The 17,473-nt window shown below is 59.9% G+C and carries 13 protein-coding genes; 5 read left to right on the forward strand and 8 right to left on the reverse strand.

The window, feature by feature from the left end:
- The first annotated feature begins 30 nt into the window (after nucleotides 1–30).
- The 4 genes from GXP70_RS06810 to GXP70_RS06830 all read left to right on the forward strand — a co-directional run bounded on the left by GXP70_RS06810 (nucleotide 31) and on the right by GXP70_RS06830 (nucleotide 7,650).
- Nucleotides 31–1,755: a type 2 periplasmic-binding domain-containing protein gene (locus GXP70_RS06810; protein ID WP_162355755.1), complete on the forward strand. Its 1,725-nt coding sequence runs from the start codon at nucleotides 31–33 to the stop codon at nucleotides 1,753–1,755.
- Between the two features lie 1,020 nt (nucleotides 1,756–2,775).
- A complete protein-coding gene (locus GXP70_RS29735) occupies nucleotides 2,776–4,944 on the forward strand; it encodes a cache domain-containing sensor histidine kinase (RefSeq protein ID WP_225442696.1) in 2,169 nt (722 codons plus the stop codon).
- A complete protein-coding gene (locus tag GXP70_RS06825) occupies nucleotides 4,945–6,537 on the forward strand; it encodes a response regulator (RefSeq protein ID WP_162355756.1) in 1,593 nt (530 codons plus the stop codon).
- A 183-nt stretch (nucleotides 6,538–6,720) separates the two neighbouring features.
- On the forward strand, nucleotides 6,721–7,650 hold the full coding sequence (locus GXP70_RS06830) for a manganese-dependent inorganic pyrophosphatase (protein WP_162355757.1): 930 nt from the start codon (nucleotides 6,721–6,723) through the stop codon (nucleotides 7,648–7,650).
- 131 nt (nucleotides 7,651–7,781) lie between these two features.
- Here the strand turns inward: GXP70_RS06830 and thpR are convergent, their stop codons facing one another.
- A complete protein-coding gene (gene thpR, locus GXP70_RS06835) occupies nucleotides 7,782–8,408 on the reverse strand; it encodes an RNA 2',3'-cyclic phosphodiesterase (RefSeq protein ID WP_162355758.1) in 627 nt (208 codons plus the stop codon).
- Nucleotides 8,409–8,556: 148 nt separating this feature from the next.
- On the opposite strand from thpR, the gene GXP70_RS06840 reads away from it, so the two are divergent.
- Complete coding sequence (locus tag GXP70_RS06840) at nucleotides 8,557–9,228, forward strand: sulfite oxidase-like oxidoreductase (RefSeq protein ID WP_162355759.1); 672 nt, start codon at nucleotides 8,557–8,559, stop codon at nucleotides 9,226–9,228.
- A 134-nt stretch (nucleotides 9,229–9,362) separates the two neighbouring features.
- On the opposite strand, the gene GXP70_RS06845 is transcribed toward GXP70_RS06840, so the two are convergent.
- From GXP70_RS06845 to GXP70_RS06875, 7 genes are all read right to left on the reverse strand, one after another.
- Entirely contained in the window at nucleotides 9,363–10,532 is a 1,170-nt protein-coding gene (locus GXP70_RS06845; protein ID WP_162355760.1) for a GerAB/ArcD/ProY family transporter, read from the reverse strand.
- Nucleotides 10,533–10,591: 59 nt separating this feature from the next.
- Nucleotides 10,592–10,792 (reverse strand): hypothetical protein, encoded by a 201-nt coding sequence (locus GXP70_RS06850; protein ID WP_162355761.1) that lies wholly within the window; start codon nucleotides 10,790–10,792, stop codon nucleotides 10,592–10,594.
- Between the two features lie 5 nt (nucleotides 10,793–10,797).
- Entirely contained in the window at nucleotides 10,798–12,018 is a 1,221-nt protein-coding gene (locus GXP70_RS06855; protein WP_225442697.1) for a Ger(x)C family spore germination protein, read from the reverse strand.
- 2 nt (nucleotides 12,019–12,020) lie between these two features.
- Complete coding sequence (locus GXP70_RS06860) at nucleotides 12,021–13,583, reverse strand: spore germination protein (RefSeq protein WP_162355762.1); 1,563 nt, start codon at nucleotides 13,581–13,583, stop codon at nucleotides 12,021–12,023.
- A gap of 267 nt (nucleotides 13,584–13,850) precedes the next feature.
- On the reverse strand, nucleotides 13,851–14,975 hold the full coding sequence (locus GXP70_RS06865) for a Ger(x)C family spore germination protein (protein WP_162355763.1): 1,125 nt from the start codon (nucleotides 14,973–14,975) through the stop codon (nucleotides 13,851–13,853).
- Nucleotides 14,972–16,357, reverse strand: a complete 1,386-nt coding sequence (locus GXP70_RS06870; RefSeq protein WP_162355764.1) for a spore germination protein — start codon at nucleotides 16,355–16,357, stop codon at nucleotides 14,972–14,974. The genes GXP70_RS06865 and GXP70_RS06870 overlap by 4 nt, the downstream gene beginning before the upstream one ends.
- Nucleotides 16,350–17,429, reverse strand: a complete 1,080-nt coding sequence (locus GXP70_RS06875) for a GerAB/ArcD/ProY family transporter (protein ID WP_162355765.1) — start codon at nucleotides 17,427–17,429, stop codon at nucleotides 16,350–16,352. Before GXP70_RS06875 ends, GXP70_RS06870 begins: the two co-directional genes overlap by 8 nt.
- Nucleotides 17,430–17,473 lie beyond the last annotated feature (44 nt).

A 17,473-nucleotide genomic window follows, 5' to 3' on the forward strand; every position in this document is an offset into this window, starting at 1 on the left:
AATGGAGAGACAGAAAGGGGAAAGCAACGCATGACAATGCTTACGGCAAGGAAAAGCATGGCGGCGCTCGTGCTCGGTCTGACGGCCTGCTCGAGCGGAAACGGCGGCGGGATTTCCGGCGGCAGCGCCGCGGATAACGCCGCGGCCGGCCAGAACGGAACGAAGACGAATTCGTCCGCGGGAGACGCGGCGGACGCGGGCGATTCCGCCGGGCCCAAGACATTCAAGCTATGGCTCGGCTGGACCGCGACGATCAACAACGACAGCATGGTGCAGAAATACTGGCGGGAGCACGATCCGGGCATCGACGTCCAATTGGAGTCGACCCAGGGCGACGCCATGACGGCGCTCAACCTGAAGCTGAACACCGGCGGCTTCGACGACGCGGCCCTGTTCGGCCGCAGCGATATCGTGAACTCGTCGATGATCCGCTCGGGCGACATTCTGCCGATGGAGAAGTATTTCGACATGCCGGATAAATACCCGGGGCTCGCGTCCATTCCGAAGCAGTATCTGGACGCGATGAAGGATAAGGACGGCCATATCTGGTCGATTCCGACCTGGTTCGACCAGAATCCGTCCGACCCTTGGCCGGGCTGGGCATCGCTTGGCTGGTTCGTGCGGACGGACGTGCTCGAGAATACGGGCATGACGAAGGACGACCTGAAGACGATCGACGGCATCGAGAAGTTCCTGCGCGCGGCAGCGAAGCAGAAGGACGCGTCGGGCAAAGCGCTTATTCCGCTCAGCTTCCTGTCGGACGCGAACGACGAGAATGTCATCTTGAGCACGTTCGGCGTGTCGACCGCGACCGCCGGCGGCGTCATTCCGGTGGAGAAGAAGGACGACGGCAGCTACGAATTCATCTATGACAATCCGCAGTACAAAGCCGCCTACCAATGGATGAACAAGATGTACCGCGATGGACTCATCGATCCCGAGGCGATCACGGACAAATCGGAGCGCTACAAGGAGAAGACGAAGTCCGGCCGCATCGCGATGAACGCCGGCGGATTCTTCAACATGGACGCGCATATCTGGGAAATTCTCGACGGTCCGACGGAACCGGCGTGGTATATCGATACGATTCCGTATCCGCAGGCGCCGGGCGTCAGCAAGATCGGCGCCAACCAAATCGTTAACCCGTATCCGGGCAACGACCTGTACATCAGCAAGAATACGAAGGACTTGGACGCGATTCTGAAATTCGTGGACTACATGCTGACGCCGAAGCCGGAGCAGCAGCAGATCGCGAACGAGGGACCTCCGGGCGTGTTCTGGGATTGGGTGGACAAACCGCTCGGCCTGTGGAAATTCATCGATTCCAATTACCAGCAGCTTCACGATTCCGGGGATGCGGCGAAAATCGCGAGCACGAATCCGGCGTTGTACGGCCTCTCGTCCTACAGCAACGAGTGGTACCCGTGGTGGAACTATGCGTTGACCGAGCCGAAAGGCCGGCAGAAGACGATCGACTTCACGCAGGCGATCGGCAAGATGGGCGGCATCCGCGTCGCGCAGCCGTACGATATGGTGAAAGCGAAGCCGGGCGGGCAGTGGGAGAAATACTTGCCGGAGCTCGAGAACGTCCGCAAGGAATTCAAGGCGAAGCTCATCATGGCCAAGGACGACAAAGGATTCGAAGCGGCGTGGAACGACTTCCAGTCCGCGCTTGAGAAGCGCGCCCACTGGAGCGATCTCAAGACGGAGTGGAACGCGACGCTGCAGGAGCAGACGGCTGCGGCTAACGGGTAAGCGCGAGCCAGGCGTGCGGCTGTCTGTACGAGAAGAAGCGGGCGGTCACTGCGGCAAGTTGGCCGTGATTGTGCAAGCGGACAGTGCTTGGAGCAAACATGTAGCATCTGCGAGAAGCGGGTGGTCATTGCGCAAGCGGACTTGGAGCAAACGTGCAGCATCAGCGAGAAGCGGGCCGACGTAGCGGCAAGTGGCCGTGATTGCGCAAGCGGGCAGCTTGGGGCAAACGTGCAGCTTCAGCGGGAACGGGCGGTCACTGGGCAAGTTGGCCGTGATTGCACAAGCGGGCAGTGCTTGGAGCAAACGTGGAGCATCTGCGGGAAGCGGGCGGTCACTGGGCAAGCCGGCCTTACGGCAAGCGTGCCCATGGCCGGCTGCCGGGCAGGCCAGCCATATCGCGAAGCATTTCAGATGCATCTGAGGGAAGCCGTCTTATGACGGCTTCCCTCAGAGTGTAGAGAAATCGATGCGATATACTGCCAGTCTTGGCCGGTTCCGGGCGCGCTTCGCTTCGCATGCGCATGGCTCCCAGCGCGCGTTGTACGACGCTGCTTGATGCGAACCGCCCAAGGCCAGTGCGTCGGCATCGCGTTGAACCACCCTGTCTATGATCGCCTGACCATGATGATGACGCCCGATGCCGGGAACGGGCAGGAGATCCGTTATGGAGTGATTTTCATGCGTTTTCGTACGCTTGCGGACCGTAGAGCCGTTATTTCGCCCGTAAGATGAGTTTTCGGTGCTTCCGGGATGCAATAGCGGCTCCTGTGTCCGATCGCCAACCATAATCTCCAAAATGGACTAAATAACGGATCGTCGGTCCATTGCACAGGGGAGCTCCTTGCCGGCCAATGCGGCGAAGGTGCTCTGTGCACGCTTTCGGGCAGGCATGGGGAGCCGTCTAACGACGGCTTCCCTTTCGGCGTGATTCGGCGGGCGTTCCGGACGAATAAGGGACCGGCTTCCAATTACCGCGTTCCAACCGTGTGTTATACTCCGCTTAAGGAAGGGGAGGGAGCCTTGCGACTGCGTTTAAGACTCGACAAATGGATTCTGGGCTTCACCCGGAGCTTGAGCCTCCGCGGCAAGATCGTGGTGCTGTACGTGCTCATCTTGCTGCTGCCGACGCTCGTGCTGAGCAGCGGCGCCGTTTATTTGGTCATCCGCAGCTTTCATCACAGCTATATGAACACGGCGGAGGAAGCGGTGCAGCAGACGGCGCAGATCGTAGATTTCAGCAAGAAAAGCTACGATCTGCTGGCCGTCCGGACGGCGACCGACGGCGAACTTATCGCCCGGCTCGGGCGGGAATACGCGGACATGGCCGAGAACGTGGACACGGTCAATTACGTGGACCGGACGTTTCTCATCACGAGCAAATATTTGCCGGGCATTGCGGATTTTCGCATTTATCATACGAACGAGACGCTGGTCGAGGACGGACAGCTGCTGTGGCGCCCGGAAGCGGGGCGGCGGCTTGCCGGCATGGACGAGCGGGCATGGTACGAAGCGGCGGCGAAGTCGCCGAATCCGCTGTTCTGGAGCGACGTTCCGGGCAAGGCCAACCAGAGCGTGATCACGCGCAAGATCATCGACAATTCCGGCGAGTTGCTCGGCATGGTCTATATTCTGTTGAACTACGATGCCGTCTTCGGCGAGCTGCTCGATCATCCGTTCAACGACGGCAGCTTATACATCGTCGACGACAACCGGCGCGTCCTCGCCGCGACCAATCGCGCGGATATCGGCAAGCGCTTGCAATTGCAACGCTGGCCGCAAGACGATGCGCCCGGGAGCGATGCGACGCCGGTCACCGCCGGGCCATCCGGGATGTCCGTGACAGCCGGTACCAACGGGACCGCTGAGATGTCCCGGAGCGCCGATGCGCCGGTCACCGCCGGGCAATCCGAGATATCGGGAACATCCGGCACCGCCGGGACATCCGATGTGTCCGGGAGCGACGTGACGACCGGCGCCACCGGAACATCCGGCACCGCCGGGACATCCGATGTGTCCGGGAGCAACGTGACGACCGGCGCCACCGGAACATCCGGCACAACCGGGACATCCGATGTGTCCGGAAGCAACGTGACGCCGGGCGCCACGGGAACATCCGGAACATCCGTGACACCCGACATGTCCGCGGCGCCCGGCGTCACCGGGACATCCGGCGCACTGGACTTGTCGGGCACGAAGGACATGCTGATGACGCAGCCGCTGTCCTCGCATTGGACGCTCGTGGCGCTCATGCGCACGAAGCATCTCGATAACCAGAACCGGATGATCCTCGTTCTGATCGTCGGCATCATTACGCTCTTCCTGCTGCTGTCGATGTCGCTGATGACGACGATCGTCCGCAACATCGTCCGGCGGATCCGCAAGCTGGGCACGCGCATGAGCGATCTATCGCGCGGGGAGTTCGAAGCGACGGTCCGCTACAGCGAGAACGACGAGCTCGGCGAGCTCGAGAACCGCTTCAATTCCATGTCCGAGCGGCTCGGCAAGCTGGTCGACGACATCACGAAGTCGAGCCTCGCGGAGAAGGAGCAAGCGTTCAAGGCGCTGCAGGCGCAGATCAATCCGCACTTCATCTACAACTCGCTCGGCCTGCTGCGCTGGCGGGCGATGGATGCGGACGATCAGGAGCAGATACAGATCATCGACGCGCTGACCACCTTCTATCGCATTACGCTGAACAACCGCATCAGCGTCATCCGCATCCGCGACGAGCTCGAGCATGTCCGAGCTTACCTGGACATCTGCCAGTTCCGGTATCCGGACAAGGTGCGGGTGGAATGGGAAGTCGACGAGGAGGCGCTGGCATGCTATACGATCAAGACCGTCCTGCAGCCGATCGTGGAGAATTGCTACCTGCACGGCGCGATTACGCGAAGGCCGGACGCGGTCATTCGCATTGCGGTCGCAATGGAAGGGAATCGCATCCGGATGTCCGTATTCGACAACGGCCAAGGCATTCCGGCCGCCGTGCTTCGGGAGATCGGGAGAGGATCGCATGCCGGCAAGGGCAAGGGCAACGGTTTCGGCACGACCAATATCAAAGAGCGGCTCGCGCTGTATTTCGGCAGCGATGCGGCGCTGACGATCGAGAGCGAGGCGGGCGCGTGGACGAACGTGGCCGTGTCATTCCCGGCGAGCGCCGACGAGCCGGCGATCAGGAGGGAAGCATAGATGCTTAAAGTGCTCATCGTGGACGACGAGCCTTCCAATATTCAGGGCTTGGTCCGGCATGTCGATTGGCGCGGGCTCGGCTACGACAATCCGGCGACGATGGAGTCGGCCGAGGAGGCGCTGGAGGCGATGCGAGCTTCGGTCTTCGACGTGCTCATCTCCGATGTCTCCATGCCCGGCATGAACGGCATCGAGCTGGTAGCGGAGGCGAAGAAGCTGCATCCCCCGCTGCAGGTGCTCATGATCAGCGGATACAACGAGTTCGAGTTCGTACAGGACGCGATTCACGTCGGCGCGCAGGCGTACGTGCTCAAGCCGCTGAAGACGGACGAGGTCTCCGGCCGCCTCGCGGGCTTCCGGGAGACGCTCGAGAAGATGCGCAGCATCGTCGATCAGACGAGCGAGCTGAAGAAGAAGGTGTCCGAGAGCCTCAGGCTCGTGAAGGAACGGTTCGTGACCGATCTGATCGCGGAGGTTCCGCAGACGGACGACATGCTCGCGTCTTGGAACGGCCTTATGGCGCTGCCGGACGTCGCAAGCGGCTTCCGGCTCCTCGTGTTCGGCCTCGATCATTATCTCTCGCCGGGCAAGGCCGCCAAGGATCGGGTATTGCTCGCGAGCGGCTTCAAGCAGACCGTCGAGATCGGCATGTCGGACGCCGAGCCGATGTTTCTGGCGCAGATCACGCCGGACGAGATCGCCGTTCTCCTGTTCGGGCAGACGCCGGCGGCGCTGGCGGCGATCGAGAAACAACTGCCGTTCGTGCAGCGCATGCTGCTTGAGCAGCACGGCGCCACGGTGACGGTCGGCTGCAGCCGGGCCGGAAGCCGATGGGAGGACGTGCCGCTCCATTATAAGGAAATCAAGTTCATGATGGCGAAGGCGCGGCTCGTCTCGGACGGGCAGATCGTCCGTCACGATTACGCGGACCGGAGCGAATTTCGCGATTTCCGTCTGCGGGAGGAGTTCATGCCCACGATCGTGAAGCTGATGGAAGCGGGCGATTCCGCGAAGGTCGGGGCCTACATGAACCGGATTTTCGACGTGCTGCTCGTCCAGGAGCCGGCCTCGTTCTCGTATGCGCAGGCCTTCGGCATGAGCTTCCTGAGCGAGCTGATCCGCAATCTGAAGCGGAAGGACGACGCGGACGGCGATATGAACATCATCATGTGGCGGCGAATGCTCGACTGCGGCAGCACGGGACAGATTATTCTGCTGCTGGTCGATTACGTGGACCGCTACATGGAGATCGAGAAGAAGGAACGCACGAACCAGCAGCACAACTTGATCCGGCGCGTAGCAAGTCATATCGAGGAGCGGCTGCAGGAGAATTGGACGGTGAAGCAGCTGGCGGAGACGTTCGGGCTGAACGCGAGCTACCTCAGCGTCCTGTTCAAGCGCGAGATGGGGAAGACGATTTCGGAATTCGTGCAGGACACCCGCATCGAGCATGCGCGCGAGCTGCTGAAGGATCCGAGCATCAAGGTGTACGAGGTGGCGGACCGCGTCGGCATCCAGACATCCGCGTATTTCACGTATTTGTTCAAGAAGCTCGTCGGCTGCACGCCGCAGGAATACCGGGACTATCATTGATTCGTCGGCGCCGGAGAACAGGATTCGGACGCTTAACGCAAAAATTATGGATTGTCCATATTTTTACCTGTAATGGAATAGGAATTCACGGCATTTGAAGGTATAATAGCGTTTAGGGATTTCGAGGGCGGAGGGCTTAACGTCGCCGGCACCCAAAAATTTATCGGTGTAAGGAGCATACTCATGGCAAAAACATTGATTTTTGGACACAAAAACCCGGATACGGACACGATCTGTTCGGCGATTGCTTACGCGGATCTGAAGACGAAGCTCGGCCAGGAGGTCGAAGCGGTTCGCCTCGGCGAAGTGAACGGCGAAACGCAATTCGCGCTCGATACGTTCAAAGCGGCGGCTCCCCGCCTCGTCGAGACGGTGTCGAACGAGACCGGCACGGTCATTCTGGTCGATCATAACGAGCGCCAGCAAAGCGCCAGCGATATCGATAAAGTACGCGTGCTTGAAGTTATCGACCACCACCGGATCGCGAACTTCGAGACGGCTCACCCGCTGTACTACCGCTGCGAGCCGGTTGGCTGCACGGCGACGATCCTGAACAAAATGTACAAAGAGAACGGCATCGCGATCGAAAGCGGCATTGCGGGCCTGATGCTTTCCGCGATCGTCTCCGATTCCCTGTTGTTCAAATCGCCGACTTGCACGCCTGAAGACGTTGCGGCCGCTCGCGAGCTTGCGGCAATCGCGGGCGTGGACGCGGACACGTACGGTCTGGACATGCTGAAAGCCGGCGCCGACCTGAGCCAGAAAACGATCGCGCAGCTGATCTCCCTGGATTCCAAGGAGTTCTCGATGGGCAGCAGCAAAGTCGAAATCGCGCAAGTGAACGCGGTTGACGTGAACGACGTGCTGAACCGCCAAGCGGAAGTGGAAGCGGCTTTGAACGCGATCATCGCGGACAAAGGCCTCGACCTGTTCGTATTCGTCGTGACGGACATCCTGAACAACGATTCCGTCGCGCTCGCGCTCGGCAGCAAGGCTGGCGCAGTGGAGCAAGCGTACAACGTGAAGCTCGACGACAACAAAGCGGTGCTGAAAGGCGTCGTTTCCCGCAAATCGCAAATCGTTCCGGTTCTGACGGAAACGCTGGGCAAGTAAGCGGACAAGCTAGGCAACGACAACACCCCGTGCGGCGATTAGCTGCGCGGGGTGTTGTGGCATTGCCTCGTATGCTCGCGTGAAGGCGGACGGGCGGATACGCTGCCGGGCCGTCATGCGGCGCAGGCGCTTTAGCCCAGAGCAAAGCGGGCCGCGGCTTCGTACATCGGCCGCCGGTGCATATGGGTGCGATACAGGACGATCTCGTCCGCCCGCCATGCGGGCTGCGGATCGCTGCCGGCGCTGTCCCCGTCTCCAAGCAGCTCCGGCAGGCTGAACGACGCGCTTCCCGCATAGCTGCGGGCAATCGTCAGATGCGGGCTGTAGGGACGCGCCTCGGCTTGAAACCCGAGCGGCGCCGTCGCTTCTACGACGGCGCGCTGCAGGAGGCGCAGCGATTCCGGCTCGCCGCCGATACCCGCCCAGAGCACGCGGGGCTGCTCGGATCTGCCGAAGACGCCCGCGCCCTCGAGCGTCAGGCGAAACGGCTGGATTCTGCCGGCCGAGGCCGCGAGAGCCGACTTCAATGCTTCGATTCGTTCCGGCTCCGTATCCCCCAGAAACTGCAGCGTTACATGCAGGTCCGCCGTTTCCGTCCATTTGCGGAAGGGCTGCGCTGCCCGAAGCTTACGCGACCATTCGCCGATCGCGAGCTTGAGCTCGTCCGGGAGCGGCACCGCTACGAACAGGCGATGCTTGTCCTTCTTCGATTCGTTCACAGAGGGGTTGTCCACCGTCTCGTACTCCTTGCTGTTCATGGCGATCCTTCTTATTGTAACCTAATCCGCCGCCGGAGAAGACCCTCCCGCCGCCGGGATCATGAATCCCCCCATTGACGGCTGCCCATGCTTCAACTAGGATAGTGGCATACAAGACAGGATTTTACACGCGAAGGAGAACGCTCATATGCATAACAAAGCGCAGCGATTGCAGCAAGCGAAATCGCCGCAGGCGGCGTCGATACCGGAACTGGCCGACCGGCTGCCGCCGGGACAAATCTGGACGGAACGGTTCCCGATCCTGCACGAGGGCGAAGTGCCAAGATACGACATGGCGGAGTGGAACCTGCGCCTGTTCGGGGAAATCGAGCAGGAGCTCTCGCTATCGTTCGAGGACCTGATGGCGATGCCGCAGACCGAGATCACATGCGACATTCACTGCGTCACGCGCTGGTCCAAGGCGGACACGGTCTGGAAGGGCGTCCTGCTGCGGGATCTGTTCGCGCAGCTCAAGATCAAGCCCGAGGCGCGTTACGTGATGGTGCATGCCGACCAGGATTATGAAACGAACGTGCCGCTTGCGGATCTGCTCGGCGAGCAGGTCATGGTCGCCCACGCTTACGACGGCCAGCCGCTTTCGCCGAAGCACGGCGGTCCGCTCCGGCTCGTCGTGCCGCATCTGTATTTCTGGAAAAGCGCCAAATGGGTGCGCGGGTTCGAATTCATGGCATCCGATCGCCAGGGGTTCTGGGAGCGCAACGGTTTCCACAACGTGGCGGAGCCGTTCCAGGAACAGCGGTTCTCCGAACCGGAATCGGAAATGCCGGAAGACGAGTGGAAGAACTTCGACTTCGATTGATTAAGGTCAGAGCATAAGGGCTGCGGGATTCGCCCGCGACGAGGAACAAGCGAGCCGCTCGCAGCCATCTGAACGACATAGCCGACAAAGCCGCCGATATCCTGATGGATTCGGCGGCTTTATTATGGTTGGCCTTACGGTTGGCCTTGCGGCTGATCCCGTCCATGTCCGTCCGAAGGAGATGCTTGGGCCGTCCGCGGGCGCGATCGGCCGCCGATCAGCAGAATCGCCAGCAGCAGCACGGGCAGGCCGGCGCAGAACGTCAAGTCGAACCAGGGATACGCCGTCGTGAGGATCGCGTTGTAGACCGTAATGTTCGGCGTCCCGGCGCTCGTCCAGACGAGCAGCATCATGCCGAGAGGAATGGTCAGCATCCGGTTTTCCCGCAATCCCAGCAGGCACCCGATGCCTTCCGTCATCGAGAAAAACAGCAGCAATGTCTTGTAGAAGACCGTAATGATCCATAGAAACGCGAAGATGGCTTCCAGCCGCTCCAGAAAATGACCGATTTGAATTTTCTGCGCAAGCACGAAGGTGGAGTAATATTTGGTCACCATCAGGCTCGGCCCCAAGACCAGCACGCAGAAGAGCACGGTCACGACGAGCACCGCGCCGCCGAACGCAAGACCCGACAGAATCGGCTTCGTCAGCTTGGCGCCGTCCTTCGCGCTCACGTGCGGAACGAGCGACAGCAGAATGACCATCTCCGTGAACACGAACGTGAACGCGATGAAGCCGCCGTGCATGATCGGAACCGGGCCGGCCGTCACATACGGCTTCAAATTCGCGACGTTCACCTGGGGAAGCAGCAGGATCACGAGGACCGCGCACAGACCCACCATGAACGGATACAGCAGTTCTCCCATGCGGGCGAATGCCTCGACTCCGTAGCGGCACGCGATTATCACGACGGCCAGGAACAGCAGCATGATCGCGTTGACCGGCGTTTCCGGCATCAGCTGCGTGGTCATGAATTGGCTCATTTCGCTGAGCAGCGACAGGCTGCACATGAAGTACTCGAACAGCAAGAGCAGCACGACGATACTGCCGAGCCATCTGCCTCCCGCCTGGCTTACGGCGTCGAATATGCTTCGCCGGCCCATCCGGTTGGCGATCGCGGCGAAGATTCCGCCGATTGCCATGCCGAATACGATGCTTAGCAGCATGGAGAGCCATGCATCCTGTTTGGCCTTGTCAGCCAGTATCACCGGCAATACGAGAATGGAATCGCCGATGGTCCCGAGCATGATCAGTATGGTGAATTGGCGAACGGATATGGTGAAATTGCCGTACCGATCATTCATTTCTCGGTCTTGTCTCCTTCCGCCGGTCGTTGGCCGCCTTCATTACCGGCCTCGCTCGTTTAACTATACATCCGCTTGATCAGCATGAACGGATTCGGGAGCTTGACATGCAGCGCCATCGCGGCATACATGGCCGTTCCCACGATCAGGAACACGATGAACACGGCGATTTCGCGCTTATGCTTTCTTGCCCGCAGAGCGGGCAGTTCCAGCAGCAGGGCAGCTCCTGCCAGCGCCAACACGGCTGCGATCGATGCCATGACCGTTAACCGCCTTTCCCGATCGTCGGCTTCAACGTCGTATTGCCCGTCGTGCCCGTTTTCCGGATATTTAGCTTGATGTCGTACCGGACGTCAAGTTCCGGGAAGTAGACATCGTTCCATTTGTCCTTGATTTTCTTCCATGCCTGGGGATGTTCCTTGCCCAGCTGGCTGCCGAATCCGAGAATGTCGGTTTTGAACTGCTGGGCTTTCTTGACCGCGGCTTCCTCATTGCTGCGCAATTGGCGCTCCGCGCGCTTCTCCAGCCGTTCGATCGTCGCGGGATCCGTCAGATCCACGTTCGTGCAGGGGCGATCGACGATATTGGCCTCCACGTTCGAATGAATGGCCGCCGTCGGCTTGCCGCCCTTCATGTCTACGGATAGATGGGTGTGCGCGGAGGTCACTTCGATTCCCATATAATTCTTCTTCTCGTCGCAGGCCAATTCGATCGAGCTGCTTTCCAGCCTGTTGGTAATGTCGGTATACCCTTTGCTTTCCTTCTCGTTCAGCCAGCCGACCAGCCGGTCGTCCTTGAACGCTGCAATGCCCGTATAACGAAACCGGCTCGGAGGCAGATACGCTTCCACGTTCCTCCTGGATCTCCCCATCCTCGGAGTGCCGATCAGCTCGATGCCGGTCAGCGCCAGTTCGTCCCCGTCGGCGGAGAGCTTGGCCAATGCCTCGTCGAGCGTGACCGGAGCGGACGGCGCCCATGTCTTGCCCGACGTTTGCAGCGAGAGGTACATGTTGTTCGAAGGCAGCTTCTCGAGCGGCGTATACAATTCCATCATGGTTTGCGCGGACGTGTTCTTCGCGACGATCAAGTTGAAATCCAGACGAAGCTCGTTATCGCGCAGCATGTTGTCGATGATGTCGTTCACGCCTCGCCTGGCCAGCTCTTCGCTGAAGATATACAGCTGCAGATGGCCCATATAGACCTTGCGCGGCGCTTCCGCGGTCATGGAGCGGGCCGCTTCGAACACGGTCTTGCCCCTGCCCTGATACAGCGTAACGGGCGGGCGCTGGCCGCCCTTCTGCTGAGACGATATTTCGCCCGGGTTCACGACCTGGAACGAAACGAGATATTCGCCGTCCGACCAATCGATGCCGACGCCGATCACGATCAGCAGCTCGTTCAGCTCGCGCCTGCTCCAGCAGCCCGTCATCAACAGCAAGCAGAGCATGGCGGCCGCCATGCGCCGCAATCCGGTCCATCCGTTCACGGTCACCACCGCCTCCTGTATCGGCCGCTGCCGTCGCCCGCGGAGGTGGCCGGTCGTTTGAAGGACAGCCAGCGGGGCAGGCGCACCAGCGTGTCCTCCAATCCCGCGTCGCGGAACGGCGCCAGCGGCGACATGAACGCCTCGCCGAAGGAACGAAGCGCGCACAAGTGAAGCAGCAGCACGAACAGCCCCATGCAGATGCCGAACAAGCCGAAGCTGGCCGCGATGGCCATGAATGCGAACCGAAGGATCCGGATCGGGATGGACATGCTGTAAGCCGGAAGCGTGAAGGTGGAAATCGCCGTGACCGAGACGACGATGACCATCGCCGCGGACACGATGCCCGCCTGCACCGCGGCCTGGCCGATGACGAGCGTGCCGACGACCGACACGGCTTGCCCGATTGCGCGCGGCATGCGCACGCCCGCTTCGCGTAGAATTTCGAACGTCACCTCCATGACGAGCGCTTCCACGAACGCGGGGAACGGTACGCCTTCCCGCTGCGCCGCCAAGCTGATCAGCAGGGAGGCCGGAAGCATATCGCGGTGGAAGGTCGTAATGGCGATATAGAAGGATGGAAACAGCAGCGAAATAAACAAGCTCATGAAACGAAGGAGGCGCAGCAGGCTCGCGTAGTGATAACGCTGGTAATAATCCTCCGCCGATTGGAAGAACGCCATGAACTGGGTCGGCGCGATCAGCACGTTCGGGGTGCCGTCGGCCATGATCGCGATCTTGCCTTCCAGCAGCTGCGCCGCGACATTGTCCGGCAGCTCCGTATTGTAGATCGTCGGGAACAGCGAGTAGCGGGCATCCTCGATCAATTCTTCGATATAGCCGCTGTCGAGTACGCCGTCGATGTCAATCGCGCCGAGCCTGGAACGCGCCTGTTCGACGACGGACGGCTTCGCCAGACCTTCGATGAACAGGAGAACGACGTGGGTTTGGGTGGAGCGTCCGATAATCGTCTTCTCCAGCCGCAGCCGCGGATCTTTGATTTTGCGCCTGACGAGCGACGTATTGGTCCGCAGCGTCTCGGTGAAGCTCTCCCTCGGTCCGCGGATGGACGTCTGGTTCGTCGATTCCGTGACGTCCCGCCCTTTCCAATGGCAGATATCGACGCAGAACGCCCGGGCCTCGCCGTCCAACAGGACGACGGCTTCGCCGGACAACAAATAGCCGTACAACGCCGCCATATCCGATGCTTCCGACACCGGGCCGACGCCGTACAGCAGTTCTCTGGCTTCCGACGCGATTCGCGCGCCTTCGTCGCCTGCCGCTTCCGCAGTCTCCTTGAAGGAACGCCAGAGGAGGTCGGACAGATAGTCATTCACGGCGTCCGCATCCGTAAGACCTTCGATATAGATAACTGCGGCTTCGGGCCGCTCCGCTTCGTCGGTCCGAAGCTCGCGGATCGCCAAATCGTCGCTGGCGCCCAGGTCCTTACGAATGCGCGTTATCGTTTGCGTAACGTCGCCATCGACAGGGATGCCGGCATATTCCTCCAGGCGGCGGGCTTGTCCGCCCGGCTCCGGTGATGTTGTTCGCGTGAATCTTCGCTGCATGGTCGGTCGCTGCCTTCTCCGTATCGTTGGAATGCCTTCCTATTATGACCATTGGGGAATGGGGATAAACGCCGCGAAACGGACAGTCCGCATCGCGAAATCGGCCGATCGGGGCAAATGTAATACACGTTAGACCTGCGGCCCGTTGCCGCAGGTCTCTTTTTTGGCTAACCGGCAACCGGCGGGCGGTGCGGCCGCAGCAGACGCTATGCCAAGGATTCCTGTCCATCGGACAACCGTTCGGCATTGCTGCCTCGGACTTCCTGCTTACTTCCCGGCAGGCGGCTCCCGCAGCTCGAACATATTCGTAGCCAACAGACTGACCTTGATATGCAGCTCGAGCCCGGGGATGTCGTCATCGACGGCCAGGCCTTTGCGATACCAGACCTCGTTCAAGGAGTAGAGGTCGACGCCTCGCTTCTTCCCGGCCTCATACGTCTTCATGATTTCGTCCTCGAGGTTCTTCTTGACGATCGCGTTGATCTGGTCCAGCTTGAACGGCTGCCGCTGCGCGCGAAGGAAGGCGTCCATGCTGATGTACAGCTTGACGATTCGTTGGCCGTCCTTGTACGCCGGCGTTATCTTGACCTTGTTGTCCTTGACGGAGACGCCCCCGGCGATCTTCCCCCGTTCGTTCTTGAGGGGGAGCAGGCCGCGCAGCGTATGCTCGTTCAGCCATTTTCTGCCGCTTACTTCTTCGCGGGTGAACAATGCTTGGCGCTTGCCCTGCTTCAAGGCGACAAGGCCGTTCACGATCGGCAGCGTCATCGGCTTCCCGTCTTTGTCCCAGTTCTCGGTGAGCTTGATATGGTCGACCAGCGCCGTCTCGTACGGTTCGCGCGATGACCGGATGAAGCTCTGATAGTTTATCGGCTTGAAGGAGGACTGCATCTGTTTGTACAAGAGGTTCGGCTGGAAGTACATCGTGTTCACGGAAGAGGTGCCGGTAATCGGCTTCGTGTTGAACAATTCGGCGAGATCCTCGTCCGTCGCGAATACCCAGGGCGTATAGCGCTGGTCGCGCGTTCGCATCATTTCGTCATCGATTTCCAAGATGCCCTGCTCCAGCAAGCGGTCGGTGAAAATAAACACCTTGTTCTGCGTCCAGTCGGCACGCATTTGGCTTTCCTTCTGCAGATCGTACATCGCCATCCCGATGCTCTCGCCTTTGCCTTTGGCAACGACGATCGGGTTCGGCACCGGTACGCCCCCCTCTTGCTTCGCCATGGAGGCAAGCTCGTTGATCTGCGCGTACAGGTGATACTTGCCATCGACGTAATCGATGCCGATCATGTTGACGAAGTTGAAATATTGGACGTTCTTGACGTCCCAGCATCCGCAGGAGAACAGCATCAGACAGCCGACGATGACCGCTTTCCAGGCGATCTTCATTGCTTATCGCCCCGCATCTTCGTATCGTCCTGCAAATGGAGATGCTGCGGCCGCTTGCGCTGCCGGTTCGCCGGCCGCTTCAGCAGCGCTCCCGTGATATCCGACCAAGTCGGCGGCGACAGCGGAGCGAGATACGGTACGCCGAACGACTTGAGATCCGATAAATAGGCGACGAGGAGGAAGATGGACATGAAGAAGCCGAACATCCCCAGAACCGCGCAAATCACCATGACGGCGATGCGGACGATGGACACGACGCCGCTGAGCGTAGGATTCACGAGCGTATAGCCGGAGATCACGGTAGTCGCCGCCACGACCGTAACGGTCGGGGACGTAATGCCGGCCCGAATGGCGGCATCCCCGATGATAATGCCGCCGACGACGGTAACCGTCGGCCCGACCGATTTGGGCAGCCGCAGCCCGGCTTCCTTGAACAGCTCGAACAGGATAAGCACGGCGATCGCTTCGAACGGCAGCGATACCGGAAGCCCGATACGGTTCGTCGCAATGGTTGCCAGCAGCGGCAGCGGCACCTGTTCGAAATTGAAGCCGAGCAGCGCGATGTAGAATCCGGGCAGGAACAGCGCCAGGTGCAGCCCGAACAAGCGCAATAGCCGTTGGAAAGAGCTGATGACCGAACGGTAATACCCGTCTTCCGGCGATTTCATGAGCGACGTGAACGTAACGGGGGCAATGATGGCGAGCGGAGAGCCGTCCAGCAGAATGACGAAGCGGCCGCTGATCAGATACTCCGCGGCAAAATCGGGCCGTCCGGTATTGTCGATCAGCGGGACGACCGCCAGCGACCGATCCGAGATGGCCTCTTCCAGCTGGGAGCTCGAAATGAGCGCATCGATCTGGATTTTCCGCAATCTGGCCCGCGCCTCGTCGACGGCGCCCTTATTCGCGATGTCCTGAATGTAGAGCAGACTGATCGCCGTCTGGCTGCGGACCCCGATCGTGAACGATTCCACCTTCAGCGTCGGCGAACCCAGCCGTTTGCGGATCAGCGCAACATTGGTTTGGAGGCTCTCGGTAAATCCGTCGCGCGCGCCCTTCGAGGACGTCTCCATGACGGACTCCTCCGGGTCGCGCTGCGGCGGATCGGAGACGTACTGCACGAAGCAGCAAGCCGATCCCCGATCGAAGAGAAGCAGGTTGCCGCCGAACACGCATGCGGCGAGGTCATCCTTCCACTGCGCCGACAGGGGAACGGGATGCTGCCGCCACAAGTCCGCGCCATAGGTGCTCAGCTCATTGATTTGCTCCCGATTGGACATGCCCAGGCAATAGACGAACAGAAAACCGCCGTTGGTTTCGAAAATCACGTCGGCGCAGTTGTCGAACAACATCCGCAGGTCGTTCTCGCTCAGCTTAGCCATTTCGCTTCACCGCCTTCTTGTTTCTTCCCGCCCAGATGCAAATCAAGAGCACGACGCAGAAGCAGCCGCACAGCAGCGTCGAAGCGGTATAGTACGACTTCACATGCTCGTGGAACCGGACATCCGACAGCTTCAGCTGATTGAACCCGAACAGAAACAGGGAAATCAGAATGAACAATAGCTCGGGACGCTTCCATTTCTTCACCCAGAGCGTGTGAATGATATAGATCGCCAGCGAAATGCGTATAAAAGCGCTTGCCAGCCATTGATAAATGGACAAGAAGTCGGTCTGGCTCAGCATGCTTCCGATCGATGCCATCCGCCACTGTTCGTAGGCCGGATAGCGCATCAGCTCGGCTTCGAACGGCCCGAACATGGCGATAATGCCGGCGAGCGGCCCGAACGTGAGCTCGATCAGCATGAGCACGACCAGCGACATGTTCGTCGGCGTCAGCTTCCCCTTGACATCGTCCTTCAGGAAGAACACCAGGAGGATTTCCGTAATGCCCGAGGTCGTGTACCAAGCGCCGCGCGTGATCGACTCCGCGGAATTTTTGAATACGGGGAATAAGTAGGCATAGTCCTTGAATTGAAAATTGACGGACATGACATAGAAGCCGCACAGCACGATCCAGGGCAGCAGTATGCCGTTGGTGATCGCAATGGCCGCCAGTCCCTTCCTTGCCGTGTAATAGCAGATGCCGAGCAGACACATGCCCACGACCCAGGTCGGCGTATACGTTAAATAAGTCGTATTCGACCACACGATCGTATCCCGTATGCTGATGCTCGCCTGGGCCGAGAAGTATACCGTGAACAGCAGCGTGAACGGCAGCCAGAGCCAATTCGTTTTCTTGTTCACCCAAGTGGAGAGCGAGGAAGGGATATGCTTATAAATAAAGACGAAGAGCAGGCCGAGCAGCAGCGAAGGGACGACGGCGGCCAACGCCGAAATCCATGCGTCGCGCTTCGCGGCATCGAGCAGGATGGGGATGAGAATGACGTGATTCGAAATGCCGATAAACGTAATCAACAGCATGGACAGCTGGAAAGGGGTGATTTTGTCGTTCAAACCGGTTGCTCCTCCCGACGGTCGAGGTGCGGTTAGGCTTTCCA

This window comes from Paenibacillus lycopersici, assembly GCF_010119935.1.
GTDB lineage: Bacteria > Bacillota > Bacilli > Paenibacillales > Paenibacillaceae > Paenibacillus_Z > Paenibacillus_Z lycopersici.

What these genes read in the sequence shown, in the direction of transcription:
- GXP70_RS06850 (WP_162355761.1), bottom strand. Translation starts at nt 10,792, where the DNA reads ATGGCATCGATCGCAGCCGTGTTGGCGCTGGCAGGAGCTGCCCTGCTG.
- GXP70_RS06825 (WP_162355756.1), top strand. Translation starts at nt 4,945, where the DNA reads ATGCTTAAAGTGCTCATCGTGGACGACGAGCCTTCCAATATTCAGGGC.
- thpR (WP_162355758.1), bottom strand. Translation starts at nt 8,408, where the DNA reads ATGAACAGCAAGGAGTACGAGACGGTGGACAACCCCTCTGTGAACGAA.
- GXP70_RS06810 (WP_162355755.1), top strand. Translation starts at nt 31, where the DNA reads ATGACAATGCTTACGGCAAGGAAAAGCATGGCGGCGCTCGTGCTCGGT.
- GXP70_RS06870 (WP_162355764.1), bottom strand. Translation starts at nt 16,357, where the DNA reads ATGGCTAAGCTGAGCGAGAACGACCTGCGGATGTTGTTCGACAACTGC.
- GXP70_RS06840 (WP_162355759.1), top strand. Translation starts at nt 8,557, where the DNA reads ATGCATAACAAAGCGCAGCGATTGCAGCAAGCGAAATCGCCGCAGGCG.
- GXP70_RS06830 (WP_162355757.1), top strand. Translation starts at nt 6,721, where the DNA reads ATGGCAAAAACATTGATTTTTGGACACAAAAACCCGGATACGGACACG.
- GXP70_RS06845 (WP_162355760.1), bottom strand. Translation starts at nt 10,532, where the DNA reads ATGAATGATCGGTACGGCAATTTCACCATATCCGTTCGCCAATTCACC.
- GXP70_RS06860 (WP_162355762.1), bottom strand. Translation starts at nt 13,583, where the DNA reads ATGCAGCGAAGATTCACGCGAACAACATCACCGGAGCCGGGCGGACAA.
- GXP70_RS06865 (WP_162355763.1), bottom strand. Translation starts at nt 14,975, where the DNA reads ATGAAGATCGCCTGGAAAGCGGTCATCGTCGGCTGTCTGATGCTGTTC.